Annotated in this window: 20 protein-coding genes and 1 pseudogene; 7 read left to right on the forward strand and 14 right to left on the reverse strand. The window is 64.1% G+C overall.

Annotation, left to right across the window (positions count from 1 at the left end; all coding sequences use genetic code 11):
- The first annotated feature begins 72 nt into the window (after positions 1-72).
- The 5 genes from fliF to JQ609_RS14270 are packed head-to-tail and all read left to right on the forward strand — an operon-like array spanning position 73 to position 5,197.
- A complete protein-coding gene (fliF, locus tag JQ609_RS14250; RefSeq protein WP_212273867.1) occupies positions 73-1,689 on the forward strand; it encodes a flagellar basal-body MS-ring/collar protein FliF in 1,617 nt (538 codons plus the stop codon).
- Positions 1,690-1,695: 6 nt separating this feature from the next.
- Entirely contained in the window at positions 1,696-2,778 is a 1,083-nt protein-coding gene (gene fliG / locus JQ609_RS14255; protein WP_212207304.1) for a flagellar motor switch protein FliG, read from the forward strand.
- Positions 2,778-3,407, forward strand: a complete 630-nt coding sequence (locus JQ609_RS14260) for a FliH/SctL family protein (protein WP_212207303.1) — start codon at positions 2,778-2,780, stop codon at positions 3,405-3,407. Before fliG ends, JQ609_RS14260 begins: the two co-directional genes overlap by 1 nt.
- Positions 3,408-3,417: 10 nt before the next feature.
- A complete protein-coding gene (gene fliN, locus JQ609_RS14265; RefSeq protein ID WP_212207302.1) occupies positions 3,418-3,768 on the forward strand; it encodes a flagellar motor switch protein FliN in 351 nt (116 codons plus the stop codon).
- Between the two features lie 49 nt (positions 3,769-3,817).
- Positions 3,818-5,197, forward strand: a complete 1,380-nt coding sequence (locus tag JQ609_RS14270; RefSeq protein WP_212273868.1) for a sigma-54-dependent Fis family transcriptional regulator — start codon at positions 3,818-3,820, stop codon at positions 5,195-5,197.
- Between the two features lie 6 nt (positions 5,198-5,203).
- On the opposite strand, the gene JQ609_RS14275 is transcribed toward JQ609_RS14270, so the two are convergent.
- Positions 5,204-5,419 carry a hypothetical protein gene (locus JQ609_RS14275; protein WP_212207431.1) on the reverse strand — a complete coding sequence of 72 codons (216 nt, stop codon included), beginning with the start codon at positions 5,417-5,419 and terminating at the stop codon, positions 5,204-5,206.
- 214 nt (positions 5,420-5,633) lie between these two features.
- On the opposite strand from JQ609_RS14275, the gene JQ609_RS14280 reads away from it, so the two are divergent.
- Positions 5,634-5,999 (forward strand): hypothetical protein, encoded by a 366-nt coding sequence (locus JQ609_RS14280; RefSeq protein ID WP_212273869.1) that lies wholly within the window; start codon positions 5,634-5,636, stop codon positions 5,997-5,999.
- Positions 6,000-6,009: 10 nt separating this feature from the next.
- Here JQ609_RS14280 and JQ609_RS14285 read toward each other — a convergent pair whose 3' ends face one another.
- Genes JQ609_RS14285 through JQ609_RS14310 form a run of 6 tightly spaced genes read right to left on the reverse strand, consistent with a single transcriptional unit; the run spans position 6,010 to position 11,418 of the window.
- The gene (locus JQ609_RS14285; RefSeq protein WP_212273870.1) at positions 6,010-6,627 is read right to left on the reverse strand and encodes a flavin reductase family protein; all 618 of its coding nucleotides are present in this window, start codon (positions 6,625-6,627) and stop codon (positions 6,010-6,012) included.
- 7 nt (positions 6,628-6,634) lie between these two features.
- Positions 6,635-7,480: an ATP-binding cassette domain-containing protein gene (locus tag JQ609_RS14290; protein ID WP_212207299.1), complete on the reverse strand. Its 846-nt coding sequence runs from the start codon at positions 7,478-7,480 to the stop codon at positions 6,635-6,637.
- Between the two features lie 23 nt (positions 7,481-7,503).
- A complete protein-coding gene (locus JQ609_RS14295) occupies positions 7,504-8,310 on the reverse strand; it encodes an ABC transporter permease subunit (protein ID WP_212273871.1) in 807 nt (268 codons plus the stop codon).
- Positions 8,307-9,479 (reverse strand): FMNH2-dependent alkanesulfonate monooxygenase, encoded by a 1,173-nt coding sequence (gene ssuD, locus JQ609_RS14300; RefSeq protein ID WP_212207297.1) that lies wholly within the window; start codon positions 9,477-9,479, stop codon positions 8,307-8,309. Before ssuD ends, JQ609_RS14295 begins: the two co-directional genes overlap by 4 nt.
- Positions 9,476-10,429, reverse strand: coding sequence for a sulfonate ABC transporter substrate-binding protein (locus JQ609_RS14305; RefSeq protein WP_212273872.1), 954 nt, complete (start codon positions 10,427-10,429; stop codon positions 9,476-9,478). Before JQ609_RS14305 ends, ssuD begins: the two co-directional genes overlap by 4 nt.
- A 41-nt stretch (positions 10,430-10,470) precedes the next feature.
- Positions 10,471-11,418, reverse strand: coding sequence for a sulfonate ABC transporter substrate-binding protein (locus tag JQ609_RS14310; protein WP_212273873.1), 948 nt, complete (start codon positions 11,416-11,418; stop codon positions 10,471-10,473).
- A gap of 434 nt (positions 11,419-11,852) precedes the next feature.
- On the opposite strand from JQ609_RS14310, the gene JQ609_RS14315 reads away from it, so the two are divergent.
- A complete protein-coding gene (locus tag JQ609_RS14315) occupies positions 11,853-12,821 on the forward strand; it encodes an aliphatic sulfonate ABC transporter substrate-binding protein (RefSeq protein ID WP_212273874.1) in 969 nt (322 codons plus the stop codon).
- A 185-nt stretch (positions 12,822-13,006) separates the two neighbouring features.
- Here the strand turns inward: JQ609_RS14315 and JQ609_RS14320 are convergent, their stop codons facing one another.
- The 7 genes and pseudogenes from JQ609_RS14320 to JQ609_RS14350 form a co-directional block, all read right to left on the reverse strand.
- Positions 13,007-13,513 (reverse strand): Lrp/AsnC family transcriptional regulator, encoded by a 507-nt coding sequence (locus JQ609_RS14320; RefSeq protein WP_212273875.1) that lies wholly within the window; start codon positions 13,511-13,513, stop codon positions 13,007-13,009.
- 131 nt (positions 13,514-13,644) lie between these two features.
- Positions 13,645-14,586 (reverse strand): annotated as a pseudogene (locus tag JQ609_RS14325) (ABC transporter substrate-binding protein).
- A complete protein-coding gene (locus JQ609_RS14330) occupies positions 14,583-15,683 on the reverse strand; it encodes an LLM class flavin-dependent oxidoreductase (RefSeq protein ID WP_212273876.1) in 1,101 nt (366 codons plus the stop codon). The pseudogene JQ609_RS14325 and the gene JQ609_RS14330 overlap by 4 nt, the downstream one beginning before the upstream one ends.
- A gap of 37 nt (positions 15,684-15,720) precedes the next feature.
- The gene (locus JQ609_RS14335) at positions 15,721-16,905 is read right to left on the reverse strand and encodes an acyl-CoA dehydrogenase family protein (protein ID WP_212273877.1); all 1,185 of its coding nucleotides are present in this window, start codon (positions 16,903-16,905) and stop codon (positions 15,721-15,723) included.
- Entirely contained in the window at positions 16,899-17,696 is a 798-nt protein-coding gene (locus JQ609_RS14340) for an ABC transporter ATP-binding protein (protein WP_212273878.1), read from the reverse strand. Before JQ609_RS14340 ends, JQ609_RS14335 begins: the two co-directional genes overlap by 7 nt.
- On the reverse strand, positions 17,690-18,730 hold the full coding sequence (locus JQ609_RS14345) for an ABC transporter permease (RefSeq protein ID WP_212273879.1): 1,041 nt from the start codon (positions 18,728-18,730) through the stop codon (positions 17,690-17,692). The genes JQ609_RS14340 and JQ609_RS14345 overlap by 7 nt, the downstream gene beginning before the upstream one ends.
- The gene (locus JQ609_RS14350) at positions 18,708-19,808 is read right to left on the reverse strand and encodes an ABC transporter substrate-binding protein (protein WP_212273880.1); all 1,101 of its coding nucleotides are present in this window, start codon (positions 19,806-19,808) and stop codon (positions 18,708-18,710) included. The genes JQ609_RS14345 and JQ609_RS14350 overlap by 23 nt, the downstream gene beginning before the upstream one ends.
- Between the last annotated feature and the right edge of the window lie 90 nt (positions 19,809-19,898).

Below are 19,898 nucleotides of genomic sequence, written 5' to 3' on the forward strand. Positions count from 1 at the left end.
ACCATCCCCTAGGCAATAATTGCCCAGTCGGTCCCCGGGTACGAATCTGGGCCGAACCCCTGGGGGCGGTTGGTGCAAAGTCTCGTTGCTTTCCTGAAAGGCCTGGGCGCGTCGCGGCTGATGGCGATGGTCGCCGTGACCGCCGCCCTGATCGGCTTCTTCGCGTTCGTCATCATGCGCGTCACGACGCCGCAGATGACCACCCTCTTCACCGACCTCTCGGCCGAAGACTCCTCCAGCATCATCAAGGATCTGGAACGCCAGGCGATCCCCTTCGAAATGCGCAACGAGGGCGCCGTAATCATGGTGCCGAAGGACAAGGTGACGCGGCTGCGGATGAAGCTGGCCGAAGGCGGCCTGCCCAAGGGCGGCGGCGTCGGCTACGAGATCTTCGACAAATCCGACGCGCTCGGCACCACCAGCTTCGTCCAGAACATCAATCATCTGCGCGCGCTGGAGGGCGAACTCTCCCGCACCATCCGCGCCATCGACCGCATTCAGGCCGCGCGCGTCCATCTGGTGCTGCCGGAACGGCCGCTGTTCTCCCGCGAAATCCCGGAGCCGTCGGCGTCCATCGTGGTCCGGGTGCGCGGCAGCCTCGAGCCGCAGCAGATCCGCGCCATCCGCCACGTGGTCGCTTCCGCCGTCAACGGCCTGAAGCCGCAGCGGGTGTCGATCGTCGACGAGGGCGGCCGGCTGCTCGCCGACGGCGCCAGCAGCAATCCCGAGGGCGCCAGCGGCGACGAACGCCGCACCGCCTTCGAGAAGCGGATGCGCAACGAGGTCGAGGCGATCGTCTCCTCGGTGGTCGGCCAGGGCCGCGCCCGCGTCCAGCTCACCGCCGATTTCGACTACAACAAGGTCACCCAGACCTCGGACAAGTTCGATCCCGAAGGCCGCGTGCTGCGCTCCAGCCAGTCCCGCGAGGAATCCTCGGCGACCGCCGGAGACACCGGCCAGGTCACGGTCAACAACGAACTGCCCGGCAACCAGGCCAATGCCGGCGTCGCGGCGCGCGACCAGAGCAAGAAGAGCGAAGAAACCAACAATTACGAGATTTCCCGCGTCACCAAGACCGAAGTCACCGAGGCCGGCCGGGTCAACAAGATCTCGGTCGCGGTGCTGGTCGACGGCGCCTACACCAAGAACGAAAAAGGCGAGATGGTCTATCAGGACCGCAGCAAGGAAATGCTCGACCGCATCGCTACCCTGGTTCGCTCGGCGATCGGCTTCGACCAGAAGCGCGGCGACCAGGTCGAGGTCGTCAACCTGCGCTTTGCCGAAGCCCCAACCGTGCCCCCGGTCGCCGAGCCGACCGGACTGCTCGGCATGTTCCAGTTCACCAAGGATGACGTCATGTACGTCATCGAGCTCGGCGTCATGATGCTGCTCGGCCTCGTGGTGCTGTTCATGGTGATCCGCCCGCTGGTCAAGCGCATCCTGGCCGCCGAAGTCGTTCCCGCGCTGGCCGGCGGCGCCGCTGTGCCGGCGCTGGCCGACGGCACCGCCGAAGGCGCGCCGGGCCAGGTCCTGCTTCCCGCCGGCGGCGCCGCCGCGCTGATCGACGTCGCCCAGGTTCAGGGCCAGGTCCACGCCCAGGCCGTTCACCGGGTCGGAGAACTCGCCGAACGAAATCCGAACGAGACCGCCTCCATTGTTCGTCAATGGCTCACCGAACCTGTCGAGTAAGCTGACATGGCCGTACCGCAAACCACCAACGCCAACGACATCACCACCGTCATCTCGGCGCTGGCGAGCCGGCAGGCGACAAGGCCGAAGGGCAAGCCGCTGACCGGCCCGAAGCGGGCCGCCATCCTGATGCTGGCGCTGGGCGAACAATATGGCGGCAAGGTCTGGGCGCTGCTCGACGACGACGAGGTGCGCGAATTGTCGATCCACATGTCGACGCTCGGCACCGTCGAGGCCGACGTGGTCGAGGACCTGCTGCTCGAATTCGTCTCGCGGATGTCGGCCTCCGGCGCCCTGATGGGCACCTTCGACGCCACCGAACGGCTGCTGCAGCAATATCTGCCGAGCGAGCGCGTCAGTGGCATCATGGACGAAATCCGCGGCCCCGCCGGCCGCAACATGTGGGAGAAACTCTCCAACGTGCAGGAAGAGGTGCTCGCCAACTACCTCAAGAACGAATACCCGCAGACCATCGCCGTGGTGCTGTCGAAACTGAAGCCGGAGCACGCCGCCCGTGTGCTGGCGATCCTCCCTGAGGATCTCGCGCTCGACGTGGTCGGGCGCATGCTGAAGATGGAAGCGGTGCAGAAGGAAGTCATCGAGCGCGTCGAGCAGACGCTGCGGACCGAGTTCATGTCGAACCTGTCGCAGACCCGCCGCCGCGACGCCCACGAGGTGATGGCCGAAATCTTCAACAATTTCGACCGCCAGACCGAAACCCGCTTCATCACCTCGCTGGAAGAGGAAAACCGCGAATCCGCCGAGCGCATCAAGGCGCTGATGTTCACCTTCGACGATTTGATCAAGCTCGATTCCGCCTCGGCGCAGACGCTGATGCGCAACATCGACAAGGACAAGCTCGGCATTGCGCTGAAGAGCGCCAATGAGGAGGTCCGCAGCTTCTTCCTCGGCAACATGTCGTCCCGCGCCGGCAAGATGCTGCTGGACGACATGGCCGCGATGGGACCGGTGCGGCTGCGCGACGTCGACGAGGCGCAGGCGCTGCTCGTCAACCTCGCCAAGGACATGGCCGCCAAGGGTGAAATCACCTTGACCAAGAACCGCGCCGACGACGAGCTGGTGTACTGATGGCCGCGCCCGCAAAATTCCTGTTCGACATGGACTTCGGCGCGCCGGACAAGACGCGCGAGCGCCCTGCCACGCCGGCCGAGATCGCGCAGAAGATCGCCGCGGCCGAAGCCCGCGCCTATCGCGACGGCTACGAGGCCGCGCAGCGCGAGGCCAGAGCCGAAAGCGACCGCCGCGCCGCGCTGGCGCTGGAGGAGATCGGCATTGCGATCAAGGGCATCGCCTCGCGCTTTGGCGGCATCGAAGCGCGGATGGAGACCGAGGCGGTCGACGTCGCGGTCGCGGTGGCCCGCAAGCTGTGCTCCGAACTGATCGCCGCCGAGCCGCTCGGCGAGATCACGGCACTGGTGAGCGACTGCTTCTCGCACCTGGTCGCGACGCCGCACCTCGTGGTCCGCATCAACGACTCATTATACGAGGCTGCCCGCGAAAAGATCGAGCGGCAGGCCACGCAGAGCGGCTTCGAGGGCCGGCTGGTGATCCTGGCCGAGCCTGACATTGCAACCGGCGACTGCCGGATCGAATGGGCCGACGGCGGCGTGGTGCTGGAGCGCGCCGCCATCGAAGCCAAGATCAACGAACTTGTCGGGCGCTACATGGCGTCCCGCGATCAGGCTGGAAGGCCGTGAGGACTGAACCATGAGCGACACCGACACCCAGGTCCCGCTGCAAGACCTCAACGCGTCAGACGCGGAGGCCGCGGACGATCTGGCCTACAATGAAGACGAACAGGCCTCGCGCATCGCGGCTGACCTCGAGGCCGTGTTCGACGTGCCGGTGCAGGTCTCAGCGGTGCTGGGGCGCTCCAAGATGGACGTCGGCGAGCTTTTGAAGCTTGGCCCCGGCACCGTGCTCGAACTCGACCGCCGGGTCGGCGAAGCGATCGACATCTACGTCAACAACCGGCTGGTGGCGCGCGGCGAAGTCGTGCTGGTGGAAGACAAGCTCGGCGTCACCATGACGGAAATCATCAAGGCGGAACGCACCTAAAACAACAGCACGCGCATAAGCGGCGCGAACAGACGAACAGGAGACTATGATGCGGCTTCTCATCGTTGGCACATTGAAGGGCCAGCTCACCACGGCCACCAAGATCGCGATGGACAACGGCGCTTCGGTGACCCACGCCGAGACGGTCGAACAGGCGATGGCGGTGCTGCGCGGCGGCAAGGGGGCCGACCTGATGCTGGTCGACGTCGCGCTCGATATCCGCGATCTGGTGATGCGGCTCGAGGCCGAACACATCCATGTGCCGATCGTGGCCTGCGGCATCTCCAACGACGCCCGCGCCGCGGTCGCCGCGATCCACGCCGGCGCCAAGGAATACATCCCGCTGCCGCCCGATCCGGAACTGATCGCCGCCGTGCTCGCCGCCGTCGCCAACGATTCCCGCGACCTGATCTATCGCGACGAGGCCATGGGCAAAGTCGTCAAGCTGGCACAGCAGATCGCGGGCTCCGACGCCTCGGTCATGATCACCGGTGAATCCGGCACCGGCAAGGAAGTGCTGGCGCGCTACGTCCACACCCGCTCGGCCCGCGCCAAGCGGCCCTTCATTTCGATCAACTGCGCGGCGATCCCCGAGCACCTGCTTGAATCCGAACTGTTCGGCCACGAAAAGGGCGCCTTCACCGGCGCCGTGGCGCGACGCATCGGCAAGTTCGAGGAAGCCACCGGCGGCACGCTGCTGCTCGACGAAATCTCCGAGATGGACGTACGACTGCAATCGAAATTGCTGCGCGCGATCCAGGAGCGCGTCATCGACCGCGTCGGTGGCACCAGGCCGGTGCCGGTCGACATCCGCATCATCGCGACCTCGAACCGCAACCTGGCCGACGCCGTGCGCGAAGGCACCTTTCGCGAGGACCTGCTGTTCCGCCTCAACGTCGTCAATCTGAAGATCCCCCCGCTGCGCGACCGGCCGGCGGACATCATCGAACTGGCGCACCATTTTGCGAAGAAATATTCCGAAGCCAACGGCGTGCCGCTACGCCCGATCTCCAGCGACGCGCGGCGGGTGCTCACCGCCAACCGCTGGCAGGGCAACGTCCGCGAGCTGGAAAACACCATGCACCGCTCGGTGCTGATGGCGCAGGGCGACGAAATCGGCGCCGATGCGATCCTGACCCCGGACGGCGACCGCCTCGAGCTTGCCAAGACCGCACCGGCGGTGGCCCACGCCACCTTCGCCGCCGAACAGGTCACGCGTGCGCTGGTCGGGCGCACCGTTGCCGACGTCGAACGCGACCTGATCCTGGAGACGCTCAAGCATTGCCTCGGCAACCGCACCCACGCGGCCAACATCCTCGGCATTTCGATTCGCACGCTGCGCAACAAGCTGAACGAATATGCCGACGGCGGAATACCGATCACGCCGGCGGGTGCAGGCGACTATCAGCGCTTTGCGGCGGCGGGGTAGCCTGCCTTAGCCCATCCTGGGGACGAAGCGATCGAAACGATCGGCTTCGTCCGGAACGGCATCGTGCCGCGAATAACTCGGTGCGTCCGGGTTGCGGAAGATGCGGATGGGGGCACCGGGCTGCAGATCGCGGCCGCTGAAGACCGCATAGGCGTAAAGCGCGAGATAGCCGATCGCCAGAGCGCCGACGCCGTAGAAAGCCCAGACCGCGATACGCTTCATCGGGTCACCACACCGCATTGGGCCAGGCGCGCGACGTCGCGCCGGCAAAACCACAGCGGCAAAACAGTTTTGGGAAGCCTGCGTTCCAACGTGCGCTCTCATTCCCGGGGCGGAAGCGGGCCTTTTAGTCCGTGCGCCCGCTGAACGCCACGGCAACAAACGCCCTACCCGCGCCCGTCACCGGATTTTCACATATTCCGGAGCCTGATTCCATTTGCCGAGTGGGACGCAGTCGACCAACTCCGATTCATTCGTACCCCTTCCGGGCCTCAGAATCACGATTCCCGAAGGGGTCGGCACGTCAGCCCTGGTCATCCTGAATTTGCCCTTTCCTTATGCACAAGGGAACAACAACGCCGGCGCAACCGTCGGCATCACCGTGAATGGTGCGCTTTCGTCGGTCCTGGCGGGGTTCACCTACAATGAACAGATATCGGGGAGCGCCCGGGTGCCGACCACATTGGTAGTCAGCGTGCCGCTAGCGGCTGCGGCGCAGACCATTGTCGGGGTTTGGTCCGGCGTGCGCGGCAGCACCGTCATCATCGACACACCGGCAACGCTCAGCGCGATCCTGGACTAGATTTCCCGCATCAGTAGCGAGCGGCTCGCGGTGGGGGCAGGCTGACTTCGGCCAGCCGCACTGCGTCCTCGTCCTGATCGATCGCCACATACTGGCCCTGCCAATAGGCCAGCGCCGCAGTTCGGCTCGATAGCTGCAGGTCCAGCACGCGGCCGATCACAATCGCATGGGAATGCCGCTCGACGATTTCCTCCACCTCACACTCGATCGCGGCGAGCGCGCCCACCAGCAGCGGCACGCCCGAAGCGCGCGTCGTCCACTGGGCGCCGGCAAACCGTTCGGCGCCCTTGAGCCCGTCCTTGCCGGCAAACCGCTCGGCGACGTCGATTTGGTCCGACGTCAGGATATTGACGCCGAAGAAGCCGTACCGCTGCACCAGCGGCCATGAGGACGCGTTCCGGTTGACGCTGACGATCAGTGCCGGCGGATCGACCGACAGTGACGACACCGAGGTCACCGTCATCCCCGAAATGTCCCTGCCTCGCCCGGCCGTGACGACGCTCACCCCGCCCGTCAACTGGCGCATGGCGCCACGAAAATCGCCTGGCGAAACCGCGCGGGAAACTTCTTGAGAAATCTCTTGGGAAACCTGACGGTCGATCGCGATATGCCGGACAACGGAGTTCATGATGGCCTCACAGGTCGGAAGTGTCCTCGGTGCCTTGCAGCAGGTTCTTCAGGATCGAGCCTTCCAGCGCAGCGAGCTCCGCCGAACCCCGACGCCTTGGGCGCGGGATATTGACGTCGATGTCATGCGCGATACGGCCGTCCTCGATCACCAGAACGCGGTCGGCCAGTGCCACCGCTTCGGCGACGTCATGCGTCACCAGGATCGCGGTGAATCCCTGATCCTGCCAGACCCGCTCCAGCAGCCGCTGCATCGAGATTCGCGTCAACGCATCAAGCGCGCCGAGCGGTTCGTCGAAGGCCAGCACGCGCGGGCGGCTGACCAGGGCCCGCGCCAGCGCCACGCGCTGTTTTTGTCCGCCGGAAAGCACCGCCGGCCATTGCGCCCGTTTGTCGTCAAGGCCGACTTCGACCAGCGCGCTGTCGGCGCGCGCTTGCGCGTCGGGCGAGGTTCTTTCGCGGCCGAGGCCGACCTCGACGTTCGACAGCACCCGGGCCCAGGGCAGCAACCGCGGCTCCTGAAACATCACGCGGACGTCTTCCGCGCGGGTTTCCTCGCCAAAGCTGATGGTACCCGCGGTAATCGTTTCAAGCCCCGCGATCAGCCGCAGCAGCGTACTCTTGCCGCACCCGCTGCGGCCCACGATGGCGACGGACTGCCCTGCCGGAATGTGCAGATCGATGCCGCGAAGCACCTCGTTGTCGCCGAACGATTTGCGCAATCCCCGGATTGTCAGCGAAAGCCCACGCAACAGGGCGTCGGCATCCCGCCGCAACAGCCGCGCCTGCTTGACAAAATCGGGCTGGTCCACGGCTTCGGCATCCGCGGGGCGAAAACGAAGAGCTTCCTGCATTTCAATCCTCAAAAGTTTCTGCCTCAATGTTTCTGGAAGGCCGGATGCCAGGACAGCGTCAGCCGCTCCAGCGCGCGTGAAGCGCTGTCGGCGAGTTTGCCAAGCAGCGCGTAGATCAGGATGGAGAGCACCACGACGTCGATCAGCATGAACTCGCGCGCCTGCATCGCCATGTAGCCGAGGCCCGACGACGCCGCGATGGTTTCCGCCACGATCAGGGTCAGCCACATGATGCCGAGCGCAAAGCGCAGGCCGACGAAGATCGATGGCAACGCACCCGGAAAGATCACCCGGCGGAACAATTCGCCGTCGGTCATGCCGTAGATGCGGCCCATCTCGATCAGCTGCGGATCGACGGTGCGGATGCCGTGCAGCGTGTTGAGGTAGATCGGAAAGAACACGCCGAGCGCGACCAGGAACAGCTTTGCGGACTCATCGATCCCGAACCACAGGATGACGAGCGGGATCAGCGCCAGATGCGGAATGTTGCGCACCATCTGCAACGTCGTGTCGGTCAATTTGCTCGAGAGCTGCGACAGGCCATTGGCGAGCCCGAACGCAAAGCCGATGCTGCCGCCGATCAGGAAGCCGACGCTGGCGCGCCAGAAACTGACCCAGATGTTGCGCACCAGTTCACCCGACAGCAGCAGCTTCCATCCCGCCAGCGCCACATCGCTCGGCGCCGGCAGCACCCGCGCCGAGACGAAGCCGGTGACGCAAGCCACCTGCCAGATCAGGATGATCGCAAGCGGCACGATCCATGGAATAAGGCCGTCGGCTCGCGGCAAATGCAGGCGTCGGACACGCGGAAGACTTTCGATCAGACTCATGATTGCGATGCCTTGACGAGGGGACGATGTTCGTTGGCGATGGTCTCGCCGAACGGGCCGGTATTGACGCGGATCGGCGTCACATTGTTGGGCTGCTTCAGCGACAGCAGCGGAAACACCAGTTCGGCGAAGCGATAGGCTTCCTCCAGATGCGGATAGCCCGACATGATGAAGGTATCGATGCCGACATCCTGGTATTCGCGGATCCGCGCCGCCACCGTCGCGGGATCGCCGACCAATGCCGTCCCTGCCCCGCCGCGCACCAGACCGACGCCGGCCCAGAGGTTGGGGCTGATCTCCAGCTTGTCACGCCTGCCGCCATGCAACTGCGCCATGCGCTGCTGGCCGACCGAATCCATCCGGGAAAATATCTTCTGCGCCGAGGCCACCGTCTCGTCGGTGACATGCTGGATCAACTCATCTGCCGCCTTCCAGGCCTCAGCGTTGGTCTCGCGGACGATCACGTGCAGGCGGATGCCGAACGAGAGTTTTCGCCCGCGCGCGTCCGCCACCGCTTTCACGCGGTTGATCTTCTCGGCCACCTGCGCCGGCGGTTCGCCCCAGGTCAGATATTTGTCGACGGTGTCGACGGCGACATCGATGCCGGCATCCGACGATCCGCCGAAATAGAGCGGCGGCCGCGGCGCCTGCACGGGTGGAAACAGCAGGCGACCATCCTCGATGCGGATGTGCTTGCCTTCCACATTGACGGTCTTGCCCGCGAGCAGGTCGCTATAGACGTTGAGGAACTCGCGCGTCACGGCATAGCGCGCGTCGTGATCGAGGAATATCCCGTCGCCCTTGTTCTCGACGGGGTCGCCGCCGGTGACGACGTTGACCAGCAGCCGCCCGTTCGACAGCCGGTCCAGCGTCGCGGTCATGCGCGCGGCGACGCTCGGCGATTGCAGGCCGGGCCGTACCGCCACCAGATAACGCAGCCGCTCGGTCCAGGGCGCGACGGCCGACGCCACCACCCAGGAATCCTCGCAGCTTCGCCCGGTCGGCAGCAGCACGCCGTAATAGCCGAGCTGGTCCGCAGCCTGCGCGATCTGGCGCAAATAATTGAAGTTCACTTCACGGCCGCCGGTGGTGGTGCCGAGATAGCGGCCATCGCCATGGGTCGGCAGGAACCAGAGGATGTTGGCATTCGCCGATGTTTGGTTGCTCATGAGCCCGGCCTCCGCGCCGCGTCGGAAATCTTGATTTGCTTGGGAATAAGACCGAGCGCGAAGAATGCGTCGGCGACCTGTTGTTGATCGGCGATCACGCTGTCGGTGATCGGCTTGATGCCGTAGGACTGCCGCTTCAATGCCACTTCAACGACGGGCACCGGAAGCCCGATCGCCGGCGCCAGCTGTTCGGCAACGGCGCGGATGTCGCCCTTGGCCCAGTCATCGACCTCGCTGAGTTGCGCCAGCACGAGATCGACGATGTCAGGGTCGGCGCCAATGAACTTCTTCGAGGCGAAGTAGAATTGATAGTTCGAGACGATGCCGGTGCCGTCGGCGAGCGTCCGCGCGCCGGTGGCGGCTTCGGCGGCGGCCTGGAACGGATCCCAGATCACCCAGGCATCGACCGCGCCACGTTCGAACGCAGCCCGCGCATCGGCCGGCGCCAGAAACACCGGCTCGATCTCCGAGTATTTGACACCAGCTTTCTCCAGCGCCTTCACCAGCAGATAGTGGACATTGGAGCCTTTGTTCAGCGCCACCTTCCTGCCTTTGAGATCCGCGACCGAAGCGATCTTGCTGTCCTTCGGCACCAGGATGGCTTCGCCCTTCGGCGCCGGGGGCTCATAGGCGACATACTGGATCGGGGCGCCCGCGGCCTGCGCGAAGATCGGCGGCGCTTCACCGGTGTTGCCGAAATCGATGGCGCCGACATTGAGCGCCTCGAGCAGCGGTGGCCCGGAGGGAAACTCGGTCCACACCACCTGATAACCCGCGGCCTTCAGCTTGCTCTCCAGCGTGCCCTTGCTCTTGAGCAGCACCAGCTTGCCGTATTTCTGGAAGCCAATGCGGACGACCTTGTCCTGCCCGTAGCTGAGGCCAACCGTCGAGCCGACGATGGCGAGAGACAGCATGGCACTCGCGATCATGCGCTTGATGAAACGCTTCATGATGAATTCCCCTGCGTTGATTGGAATGGCTTTTCTCGAAGTCAGGTCTGGGTATTGCGCCAGACGATGTCGCGAACCACGATCGGCTTCGGGATCAGCCCGAGCTTGAAGAAGCGATCGGCGACGGCCTGCTGGGTCTCAATAATCGCCTCCGTCACCGGTCCGATCGCAAACGAGGCCCGGTTGGCCGCGACGGCCTGAACTTCCAGCGGAATGCCGGTCACGGCGGCGAGCGCGCTTGCCACGGCGTCGCGATTTGCTTCCGCCCACCGGGCGGCTTCCGCCAGGCCCGCGATGATGTCGCGGGTGTGCTGAACGTTGGTGTTCGCGAAATCGCGGTTGGCGAGATAGAACGAATTGGTCTTGGCGACCTCAAAGGCGTTGATCAGGATCCGGCCGTTCTGCTTTTTCTCGCCGATCGCGAAGTACGGATCCCAGATCGCCCACGCCTCGATGCTGCCATTGGCGAATGCCGGCCCCGCATCAGGCGGCGACAAATAGACCGGCGTGATATCGGCGTAGGTGAGACCGGCCTTTTCCAGCGTCGCGATCAGAACGTTATGCGCGCTGGTGCCCTTGGCAAATCCGATCCGCTTGCCCTTCAGATCGGCAATCGTGCGAATGCTGGAGCTGGCGGGAACCAGGATGCCCTGCCCGTTGGTAATGGGCGATCCTGCCACATAGACGATGTTCGCGTTCGCAGCCTGGGCAAAGATCGGCGGCGTATCGCCAACCGCGCCGAGATCGACACTGCCGGTGCTCATCGCCTCCAGCAACGGCGGGCCCGACGTGAACTCGATCCATTTGATGACAATTTGTTTCGCGGCGAAGTGCTTTTCCAGAATAGCCTGCTGCCGTGCGATCACGAGCACCCCGGTCTTCTGATAGCCGATGCGGATTTCCTTGACCGGTGCTTGCGCGCGCGCACCTGGCGACAGCGCGACAACGGCACCGGCAACCGACAATCCGAGAAACTCGCGACGCTTCATCACATTCTCCTGAACGATCATGTTCGCGGCGATGCGCGATCATGCGATGCAAGAGATGATGGTGGCGCTTTGAAACGCTGTCGAGTGCTCCGCGAAAATAGCAATGACGGCACTGCTGGTCCGGCTCGCGACGACGCGTTTATTGCCGGAACACGATTTACAACGACGCATTTTTCTTGACGCTTGCGCGACGCCAATTCGCTAATCTTGCATTAGGCAGCGACGGAACCTGATCCACCCAGAGTCATAAGCGACCGCCGCTGGGATCGACGAGCGCCTATCAAATATGCGCTTGGAATTTCTCTCTGCGAATGCCGACCGGCGTAGCATCGTCATGCGGATCGCGTGACAACAAGAAAGAACGGTTCTATTGACCGCCGTTGCGCGGCATCTAGCTTGTTTTGATCCCTTTAATTTCAGGCAGATCAAACTCCATGGGCAACCGCACCGCATCCATCATCAGAGCCATCGCAGCCTTCGCGGTCGTTTCAGCCACATCCGTGGCCGCGCAGACGCCGCCGTCCGATACGATTCGTATCGGCTATCAAAAATCCTCGACGCTGACGGCCATCCTGAAAACCAACGGCGAACTGGAAAAGGCGCTCGCGCCGCTCGGCGTCCGCGTCTCCTGGCATGAATTCACCAGCGGCCTGCCGCTCTTGGAGGCGATCAACACCGGCAACATCGACTTCGGCGCTGACGTCGCCGATACCGTGCCGCTGTTCGCGCAAGCCGCAGGCGCCAGGCTTGCCTATATCGCGGAAGAAGCCGCTTCACCCTCGGCGCAGGCCATTCTGGTCGGCGCGGAATCGCCCATCAAGACGCTGGCCGACCTGAAGGGCAGGAAGGTTGCGGTGACAAAAGGCGCCGGCAGTCATTTCCTGCTGCTCGCCGCGCTCGCCAAATCGGGCCTGAGCTTCAAGGATATCTCGCCGGCCTACCTGACGCCGGCCGACGGCCGCGCCGCTTTCATCGGCGGCAATGTCGATGCGTGGGTGGCCTGGGATCCGTTCCTGACCAGCGCCCAGCGCCAGTCCAACGCGCGGGTGCTGACCGATGGCAGCAACGGCCTTGCCAGCTACAAGCGCTACTATCTGTCGTCGGCTGCGTTTGCCGATCGGCGCGGCGACGTGCTGAATGCCATCTTCGGCAAGCTCGACGAGACCGGCAAATGGGTCAAGGCGAATCAGGACGACGCGGCCAAATTGCTATCGGGCCTCTGGGGCATCGACGTGGCGACGGTGAAGGAAGCCAACAGCCACCGTTCCTACAAGGTCGGAATTGTCACGGCGCCCGGCCTGTCCGAACAGCAGCGCATTGCGGATGCGTTCTTTGCGGAGGGATTGCTGCCGGTAAAGGTCAACGCGGGCGATGCGAAGATCTGGACGCCGAAGCGCGATTGAGCGAGGCGGCAGACTCGCTGCACCTCTCCCGCTTGCGGGGTCGAGACGAGCGAAGCTCGCTCTTAGGTCGGCGCGTAGCGCCGGGTGGGGGCTCTCTCCACACGGGGAGTGTCAATTGTGGAGACACCCCCACCCCAGCCCTCCCCCGCAAGCGCGGGAGAGGGAGCGCAGTCCCTTCGCGGCCGCTATGCCGCCTCGAACGCCGGAACCGGCAACGCAGTAACCGACTTGATCTTTTCCATCGCGAACCGCGACGTCACGTTCTTCAGCGCGACCGCGCCGATCAGCTTCTTGTAGAAAAGATCATAGCTCCGCATGTCGGCGACGACCACGCGCAGCACATAGTCCACGTCACCAGCCATGCGATAGAACTCGATGACTTCAGGCATGGCGCTGACGGCGGCCGCGAATTTCTTCAGCCACGCATCGGAATGATCGTCGCTCTCCACCGACACGAATACCGACAGCCCGAGGCCGATCTTGTTCTGGTCGACCAATGCAACCTTGCCGGTGATGATGCCCTCGTTCTCCATGCGCTGGACGCGCTTCCAGCACGGCGTAGACGAAAGCCCGACGCGCTCCCCGATCTCGGCTACCGACAGCGATGCATCCTCCTGAAGCACCCGCAGGATCTTGCGGTCGATCGCGTCGATGCGTCGGGGAGGTTCCGAGGCGGTGACAACGTCGCTCATGTGTACAACTTTCTTCCAAATGCATTGCTCTCAACAATGCTATTCAGAAAATAATTCCACACAAGCCGGTCGCCGTTTCGAAATTTGGCGTCGCTAGAGAAAGACTTGCTGCGCGGACCGCCTTCCAAGGTTTAAAGACCCGCGCCCTTGCCTATGGCTCCGGAAAACGAACGGTCGACGATGTCGGCGGCGTTGAGCTTCTGCTTGATCAGGCCGGACCGGAAATAGAGATCGATGGTTTGCTGTTCGTCGGCCACAACGCCGTCATCGATTGGTGCAACACGAACCTTCGCCCGGCTCAGCCAGTTCAGCGGCACCGCGGGCGGAATGTTCATCAGTCTGCCCCACGTCTCGGCATAGGCACCGACATTGGTCTGCGACCACGCCCGCGCGGCCGTCAGCCGCCTGACAAAATCTTCCAGTTCCGGCCGCTTGTCGCGGATCGCGTTCGGTGTGGCGACCTGGAATCCCAAGCCGGGCGTAAGCCCCTCCGCCGTGATCACGCGCCGCGACTGGAACAGGACTTCTTCCTGGCTGACATAGGGCTCCCATGTCGACCAGGCATCGACGGAGCCTTGCGTGTACGCAACCTTGGCGTCCGATGGCGCGAGGAACACGATCTGGACGTCGCTGGTCGACCAACCCTTCGATTCAAGCGCGGCAAGAATCAGTTGATGTCCGATCGAGCCACGGCCGGTGGCGATCTTCTTGCCTTTCAGGCTTTCGAAGTCAGGGATCGGCGAGTTTTTCGGGACGAGTACCGCGAGCCCTTCGCGCGTCTGCCGGATCGCGGCGATGGCTTTCACCGGAACGTTGGCCGCCGCAGCGAAGGTGAACGGCGCGTCGCCGACCAGGCCGGTTTCAATCGCGCCCGCGCTCAACGCTTCCAACAGCGGCGCCGCTGCCGCGAATTCCTTCCACTCGATCTTGTATGGAACATCCTTCAGCACGCCGGCCGCCTCCATCACGGCCTGCGAATTCCCCTTTTGATCGCCAACCCGCAACGTGGTCTGGGCATCCGCTTAGGCAATCGCACCCAGCAGCAGGCCCGCAATGAGAATATTGCGCATCATTCTGCGGCCACTCCCCGGGCAACACTGCGTCCGGCGATCAGTTGACGCGTCAGCGGGATCAGTTCGCGGCCGTAGTCGATGGCATCGGTCAGGGGATCGAAGCCGCGAATCAGGAAGTGGCTGATGCCGAGATCGTAGTAATCGCCGAACACTTCGGCGACCTGTTCGGGTGTGCCGACCAGCGCCGTGGTGTTGCTGTTGGCGCCGGTGAGCTTTGCGATTTCGGTCCAGAGCCGCTTGTCGATCCTTGTCCCCTGCTCGGCCAGCGCCAGCAGCCGTTTCGCGCCGGCGGTGGCATGGCCGTCCGCCGGCTTGCGATATCCGGTCTTGTCCTGCAGCGCGGTGGCGCGGGCCAGGATTTCATCGGCCCTGGCCCAGGCCTTCTCCTCGGTATCGGCGAGGATCGGGCGAACCGAGAGGCTGAAGCGCGGCGTCGGCCGGTCATGTTTCGCGGCAGCAGCGCGAACCCGCGACGTTACATCGCGCACCTGCGCATAAGATTCGCCCCACAACGCGAACGTATCGGCATGCTTGCCCGCGACCTCGACTGCCGCGTCCGAACCGCCGCCGACGAAGATCGGAATGCCTTCGCTGCGGTAAGGTTTCAGCTGCGAGAAACCGTTCTGCACCTGATAATATTTGCCCTCATAGTTGAACGGTTTTTCGCTGCTCCATTCGGCGCGAACTACGTCCAGGAATTCGCTGGTCCGGGCGTAGCGTTCGTCCTTGTCGTCGACGACATTGCCGTCCTGCCGCAGTTCGGTGGCGTTGCCGCCGGTGATGACGTGCAATGCGACGCGTCCACCGGACAGTTGATCGACGGTCGCAAGCTGCCGGGCAAGCAGCGTCGGCGCGGTGAAACCGGGCCGCTGCGCGATCAGGACGTTGAGCTTGTCGGTTACGCCGAGCACGTGCTGGCCGATCTGCAGACCATCCGGCGTGGTCGAGTGAAATGCCAGCAGCGCGCGATCAAAGCCTGCGTTCTCATGCGCCTTCGCAACGGTCTCGATGTAGTACCGGTCGAGAATCCCGCCGTTCCGCACGACGGTTTCGGAAGAGTAATTGCTGCCGATGTATCCGATGAATTCCACTGACATGGACTTGCTCCAGAGTTTGGGACTGGTTCGTTGATACTCAGACGCCGAGCACGAGGCGTCCGGCGTTGACTCGCGTAGCGTCGTCCTGCGGGGTGTGAACCCGCCCGCACAGCACATCGCGATAATGCCGCTCCAGCGGATTGGCGCGGGTGAGACCATGATTGCTGGTCAGCGACAGTGCGTCTTCGAGAATCGCGACCGCATTGTTGGTGACCGTGAGCTTGACGATGCTGGATTCGGAGGCACTCAGCTGCACGCCATCGTCGAAGTCGCCGGCAAAACTGTCGATCAGTCGCGCATTGACGGCAAGACGCGCCTCGATGCCGCCGACGATCTCCTGCACTCTCGGCAGCGTTGCCAGCGATGCGCCGAGATTGGACGGCTTCCGATTCCTCAGGAACTCGACCAGCCAGTCGCGCGCGGCACGGGCGACGCCGTCATAAATCGCGGCGACGAAGATCGCATGCACCACGGACTGGGTGAAATCCGGCACCCGCCAATCCTCGGGCGCGCGGACGTCGATCTCATGATCGAGCGGAAACACGACGTCTTCGAACACGATATCCTGGCTGCCGCTGGCACGCAGGCCAAGATGGTCCCACGTTTCGATAATCCGCGTGCCCGGCAATCCCGCGGGCACCAGGAACAGGCCGACGCGCGTTTCCGGCTCGTCGGTCTTCGCCCACACCGCATACCATTTCAGGATCGGCGCGCCGGTGGAATAGATCTTGCGGCCAGAGAGCCGCCACCCCGTCTCGGTCCTTCGCGCGGTTGTCGCCGGCAGCCCGCCACGCGCGGGCGAGCCCAGATCCGGCTCGACCCGCAGCGCATTGATCAGCGCCACGCCGTCGACCGCCTCGCGCGCCAGCTTGCGCGACAGACGCCCCGGCCAGCGCGTGCTGCGCGCCATCACCAGGTGCTGGATGTAATGCATCGACAGCACCAGCGCCGTCGATGGATCGGCCTTGCCGAAAATGCCGAGGATGCGCGCCGTGTCGAGCGCACCCGCGCCGTGGCCGCCCAGCGCGGTCGGTACGGTCAGCGCCAACAATCCCGCCTCGGCAAGCTCCTTGAAATTCTCGTGCGGAAAGCTGGCCTCCCGATCGTGCTGCGCGGCCCGGGCCGCAAACTCGGAAGCGAGCGCCCTCGCGCAATCATACGGCACCGGCGCGGCCTCCGCCGGCGGCTCTTTACGTATCGAACTGTTGATAGCACTCACCATGTCGCGTCCAATCCGAGCAGGCCAAGGATGCTACGGCGAAGCTCCGCCAGCCTGGGATCGCCGCGGTGCCGCGGATACGGCCGATCGACCGCGATGTCGGCCTTGATGCGCGCCGGACGATCGCTGAACACGATGACGCGGTTGGCGAGGAACAAAGCTTCCTCGACGTCATGGGTCACCAGCAGCGTGGTGAATCCCTTGCGCTGCCACAGCGCCACGATTTCGGCCTGCATCGTAATGCGCGTCAGCGAATCCAGCTTGCCGAGCGGCTCATCGAGGATGAGGATCTTGGGATCGTTCACCAGCGCCCGCGCCAGCGCGACACGCTGCGCCATACCACCAGACAATTGATGCGGATAGGCGTTGCGAAACTGCGACAGCCCGACAAGGTCGAGCGCAGCATCGACGCGATGGCGCTGGGTCTTCAGGATGCCCTGCGCCTCGAGCCCGAGCGCGACGTTGTTCCAGACGGTTCGCCACGGAAACAGCGTCGGATCCTGAAACACCACCACGCGGGACGGAAACGGTCCGGTGACGGGATCGCCGTCCTCTCGCAGCACGCCCGACCGCGGCGCCTCCAGCCCCGCGACCAGCCGCAGCAAGGTCGACTTGCCGCAGCCGGACGGACCGAGCAGCGCGATAAATTCGCCTGGCTTGACGCTGAAATTGACGTCGTCGAGCACCGGCAACACATTGCCGTCGATGTCGAAGGCGTGGCTGATGCGTTCGACATCGAGCGAGGCGCCGACGGCCGGATAGGTGACCGCTTCGGCCAAAGCATGGGCTACCATTTGACGACTCCCTTTTGCCAGATCAGCAGGCGGTCGCGCGTCCGGAACAGCAACGTGATCGCGCCCGAGCACAGCAGCGACATCACGATCAACGCGGCATACATGTTCGCGTACGCCGCCCAGCCCTGCGCCCATTGCAGATACCAGCCGAGCCCGGCCTTGACGCCGATCATCTCGGCAACCACCAGCACCGCAAACGACGAGCCGAGGCCCATGAACAGGCCGACGAACACATGTGGAAGCGCCGCGGGAATGGCAACCTTCAGCACCAGGAACGACGGTTTCGCGCCGAGCGTCCGCGCCACGTCGTAATAGGCATTGCTGACGCTTGCTACGCCGGACCAGGTCAGCACCGTGACCGGAAACCCGGTCGCCAGCGCGATCAGGAACGTAGAGGCGCTCCAGCTCGACGGGAAGGTGAAGAACGCGATCGGCAACCACGCCGTCGCCGGCAGCGGGCCGATGAAGCGCAGCACCGGATGCACCCAGTAGCCGACGCTGCGCGACCAGCCGATCGACACGCCGGTCAGAAAGCCGACGGTGGCGCCGATGACATATCCGCCGAGTTGAAGTTTTACAGAAGCAAGGATGCTGTCCAGCAATTTGGGCAGATCATCGGTGTAGACCTCGATGATGGATTGCGGCGGCGGGAAGAACGGCAGCGGCAGCCACCCGAACTTTGCGGTCGCGACTTCCCACAGCGTCAGGAACAACGCCGAGACCAGCAGCCACGGCGCACGCCGTTGCAGGCCGGCATTGAACCGCCCGAGCCGGCTGCCCGCCACCGTCGCCAGGAAAATGGCGCCTGACATGACGAAGGCAGCGGCGGCGAGCTGATGGGTGCGCGTCCAGTCGCCAATATCCGGCCACCACAGGCACGATATGCCAAACCCGACCCACGCCAGGCTTGCGAACAAGCCAGTCCCGCCTGGCGGAAACGAGAACGCCAGCGACAATGGCCGCCCTGAAAGTGCTGCGCCTTCCTCCGCCGATTGCGCCAGTGCGACCGTCTTAGACGCCGAATACGTCGACATAGATCCGCTCCGCAAATTTCGCCGTATCGGTGCTGGCCTTGAAGACCGAAACGCTCTTCAGGTCGTCCGCATAAGCCTTCAGTTCCCGCTTCAACACTTCGCCGACCGGATGGTGATGATGGGTGTGGTAGCGGACCATCGCCTGCAGATCCTGCAGGCTCGCCGTCTTGGGGGCGTAAGGCTGGAACGAAGCCGCGGCGACATCGGGATTTTGCGCGGTGAACATCGCGGCATCGAGCAGCGCTTGCGTGATGGCGCGCGCGACCTGCGGCTCTTCGCGAACCAGGCTGCCGCGCAATCCGAGGATGCAGCAGGTCTTGTCCTTGTATTCACCGTCGAGGTTGGAAGCGACCTCCTTGTAGGCGGTGTCCTTCAGCCAGATATGGGCAATCGGATCGGAGGCGAGGAACGCCTGAACTTCGCCCTTCTCGACGGCGAGCTGCAGCAGATTGCCGGGATAGGCGCGCCAGTCGACATCCTTGTTGGGATCGATGCCCTGTTTGGCAAGCTGGATCGAAAAGAAATTCTTGTCCGGCCCGCCGAGATCGCCGACCGCAACGATCTTGCCCTTGAGGTCGGTCAGCTTGTCGACGCCCGAATTGACGCGCGACAGCACCCGCATGCAGCCGCCATGGGTGCCAGCCGCGATCTTGACGTCAAACCCCTGCTCCAGCGGCTTCAGCCACCGCAACGCCATGCCGAGCCCCGCGTCGCTCTTGCCGGTCGCGATCGCTTCCAGCAGTTGATCGGTCGAGCCACTGTAATTGATCAGTTCGACGTCGAGATTGTGCTTCTTGAAGATGCCCTGGTCGATCGCCACTGGAACCGGCACGAGGCAGACCGCACCGGCGTTCCATGACAATTTCAGCTTTCGCGGCGCTCCTGATAGCGCCGGCGCGTTCGAGGCGGTCCTACAGATCGGAAACTCCGAGAAGTCGATGCCGGGCGTGGCCGCACGGAACGGAAAGGCCTGCGCGCCGAACACGCCGAGCGGCGCGGCGAGCGCCGCGGCGGCCCCGCCGCGCAGCAACGTTCGGCGATCCAGCCGCGTTGCGCTATTGTTTTCATCTCGTGACATCCTGCACTCCTGCTCTCAAAACGGCATGGCGCCGCCGTCGGCGCAGCACGTCGGTGCTGCGGCCCGTTATGTTCCACACTGGCGATCGGT

Origin of the sequence: Bradyrhizobium sp. AUGA SZCCT0169 (genome assembly GCF_018130085.1) — a bacterium.
Taxonomy (GTDB): Bacteria; Pseudomonadota; Alphaproteobacteria; order Rhizobiales; family Xanthobacteraceae; genus Bradyrhizobium.

What these genes read in the sequence shown, in the direction of transcription:
- fliG (WP_212207304.1), top strand. Translation starts at nt 1,696, where the DNA reads ATGGCCGTACCGCAAACCACCAACGCCAACGACATCACCACCGTCATC.
- JQ609_RS14260 (WP_212207303.1), top strand. Translation starts at nt 2,778, where the DNA reads ATGGCCGCGCCCGCAAAATTCCTGTTCGACATGGACTTCGGCGCGCCG.
- fliN (WP_212207302.1), top strand. Translation starts at nt 3,418, where the DNA reads ATGAGCGACACCGACACCCAGGTCCCGCTGCAAGACCTCAACGCGTCA.
- JQ609_RS14270 (WP_212273868.1), top strand. Translation starts at nt 3,818, where the DNA reads ATGCGGCTTCTCATCGTTGGCACATTGAAGGGCCAGCTCACCACGGCC.
- JQ609_RS14275 (WP_212207431.1), bottom strand. Translation starts at nt 5,419, where the DNA reads ATGAAGCGTATCGCGGTCTGGGCTTTCTACGGCGTCGGCGCTCTGGCG.
- JQ609_RS14285 (WP_212273870.1), bottom strand. Translation starts at nt 6,627, where the DNA reads ATGAACTCCGTTGTCCGGCATATCGCGATCGACCGTCAGGTTTCCCAA.
- JQ609_RS14290 (WP_212207299.1), bottom strand. Translation starts at nt 7,480, where the DNA reads ATGCAGGAAGCTCTTCGTTTTCGCCCCGCGGATGCCGAAGCCGTGGAC.
- JQ609_RS14295 (WP_212273871.1), bottom strand. Translation starts at nt 8,310, where the DNA reads ATGAGTCTGATCGAAAGTCTTCCGCGTGTCCGACGCCTGCATTTGCCG.
- ssuD (WP_212207297.1), bottom strand. Translation starts at nt 9,479, where the DNA reads ATGAGCAACCAAACATCGGCGAATGCCAACATCCTCTGGTTCCTGCCG.
- JQ609_RS14305 (WP_212273872.1), bottom strand. Translation starts at nt 10,429, where the DNA reads ATGAAGCGTTTCATCAAGCGCATGATCGCGAGTGCCATGCTGTCTCTC.
- JQ609_RS14310 (WP_212273873.1), bottom strand. Translation starts at nt 11,418, where the DNA reads ATGAAGCGTCGCGAGTTTCTCGGATTGTCGGTTGCCGGTGCCGTTGTC.
- JQ609_RS14315 (WP_212273874.1), top strand. Translation starts at nt 11,853, where the DNA reads ATGGGCAACCGCACCGCATCCATCATCAGAGCCATCGCAGCCTTCGCG.
- JQ609_RS14320 (WP_212273875.1), bottom strand. Translation starts at nt 13,513, where the DNA reads ATGAGCGACGTTGTCACCGCCTCGGAACCTCCCCGACGCATCGACGCG.
- JQ609_RS14330 (WP_212273876.1), bottom strand. Translation starts at nt 15,683, where the DNA reads ATGTCAGTGGAATTCATCGGATACATCGGCAGCAATTACTCTTCCGAA.
- JQ609_RS14335 (WP_212273877.1), bottom strand. Translation starts at nt 16,905, where the DNA reads ATGGTGAGTGCTATCAACAGTTCGATACGTAAAGAGCCGCCGGCGGAG.
- JQ609_RS14340 (WP_212273878.1), bottom strand. Translation starts at nt 17,696, where the DNA reads ATGGTAGCCCATGCTTTGGCCGAAGCGGTCACCTATCCGGCCGTCGGC.
- JQ609_RS14345 (WP_212273879.1), bottom strand. Translation starts at nt 18,730, where the DNA reads ATGTCGACGTATTCGGCGTCTAAGACGGTCGCACTGGCGCAATCGGCG.
- JQ609_RS14350 (WP_212273880.1), bottom strand. Translation starts at nt 19,808, where the DNA reads ATGTCACGAGATGAAAACAATAGCGCAACGCGGCTGGATCGCCGAACG.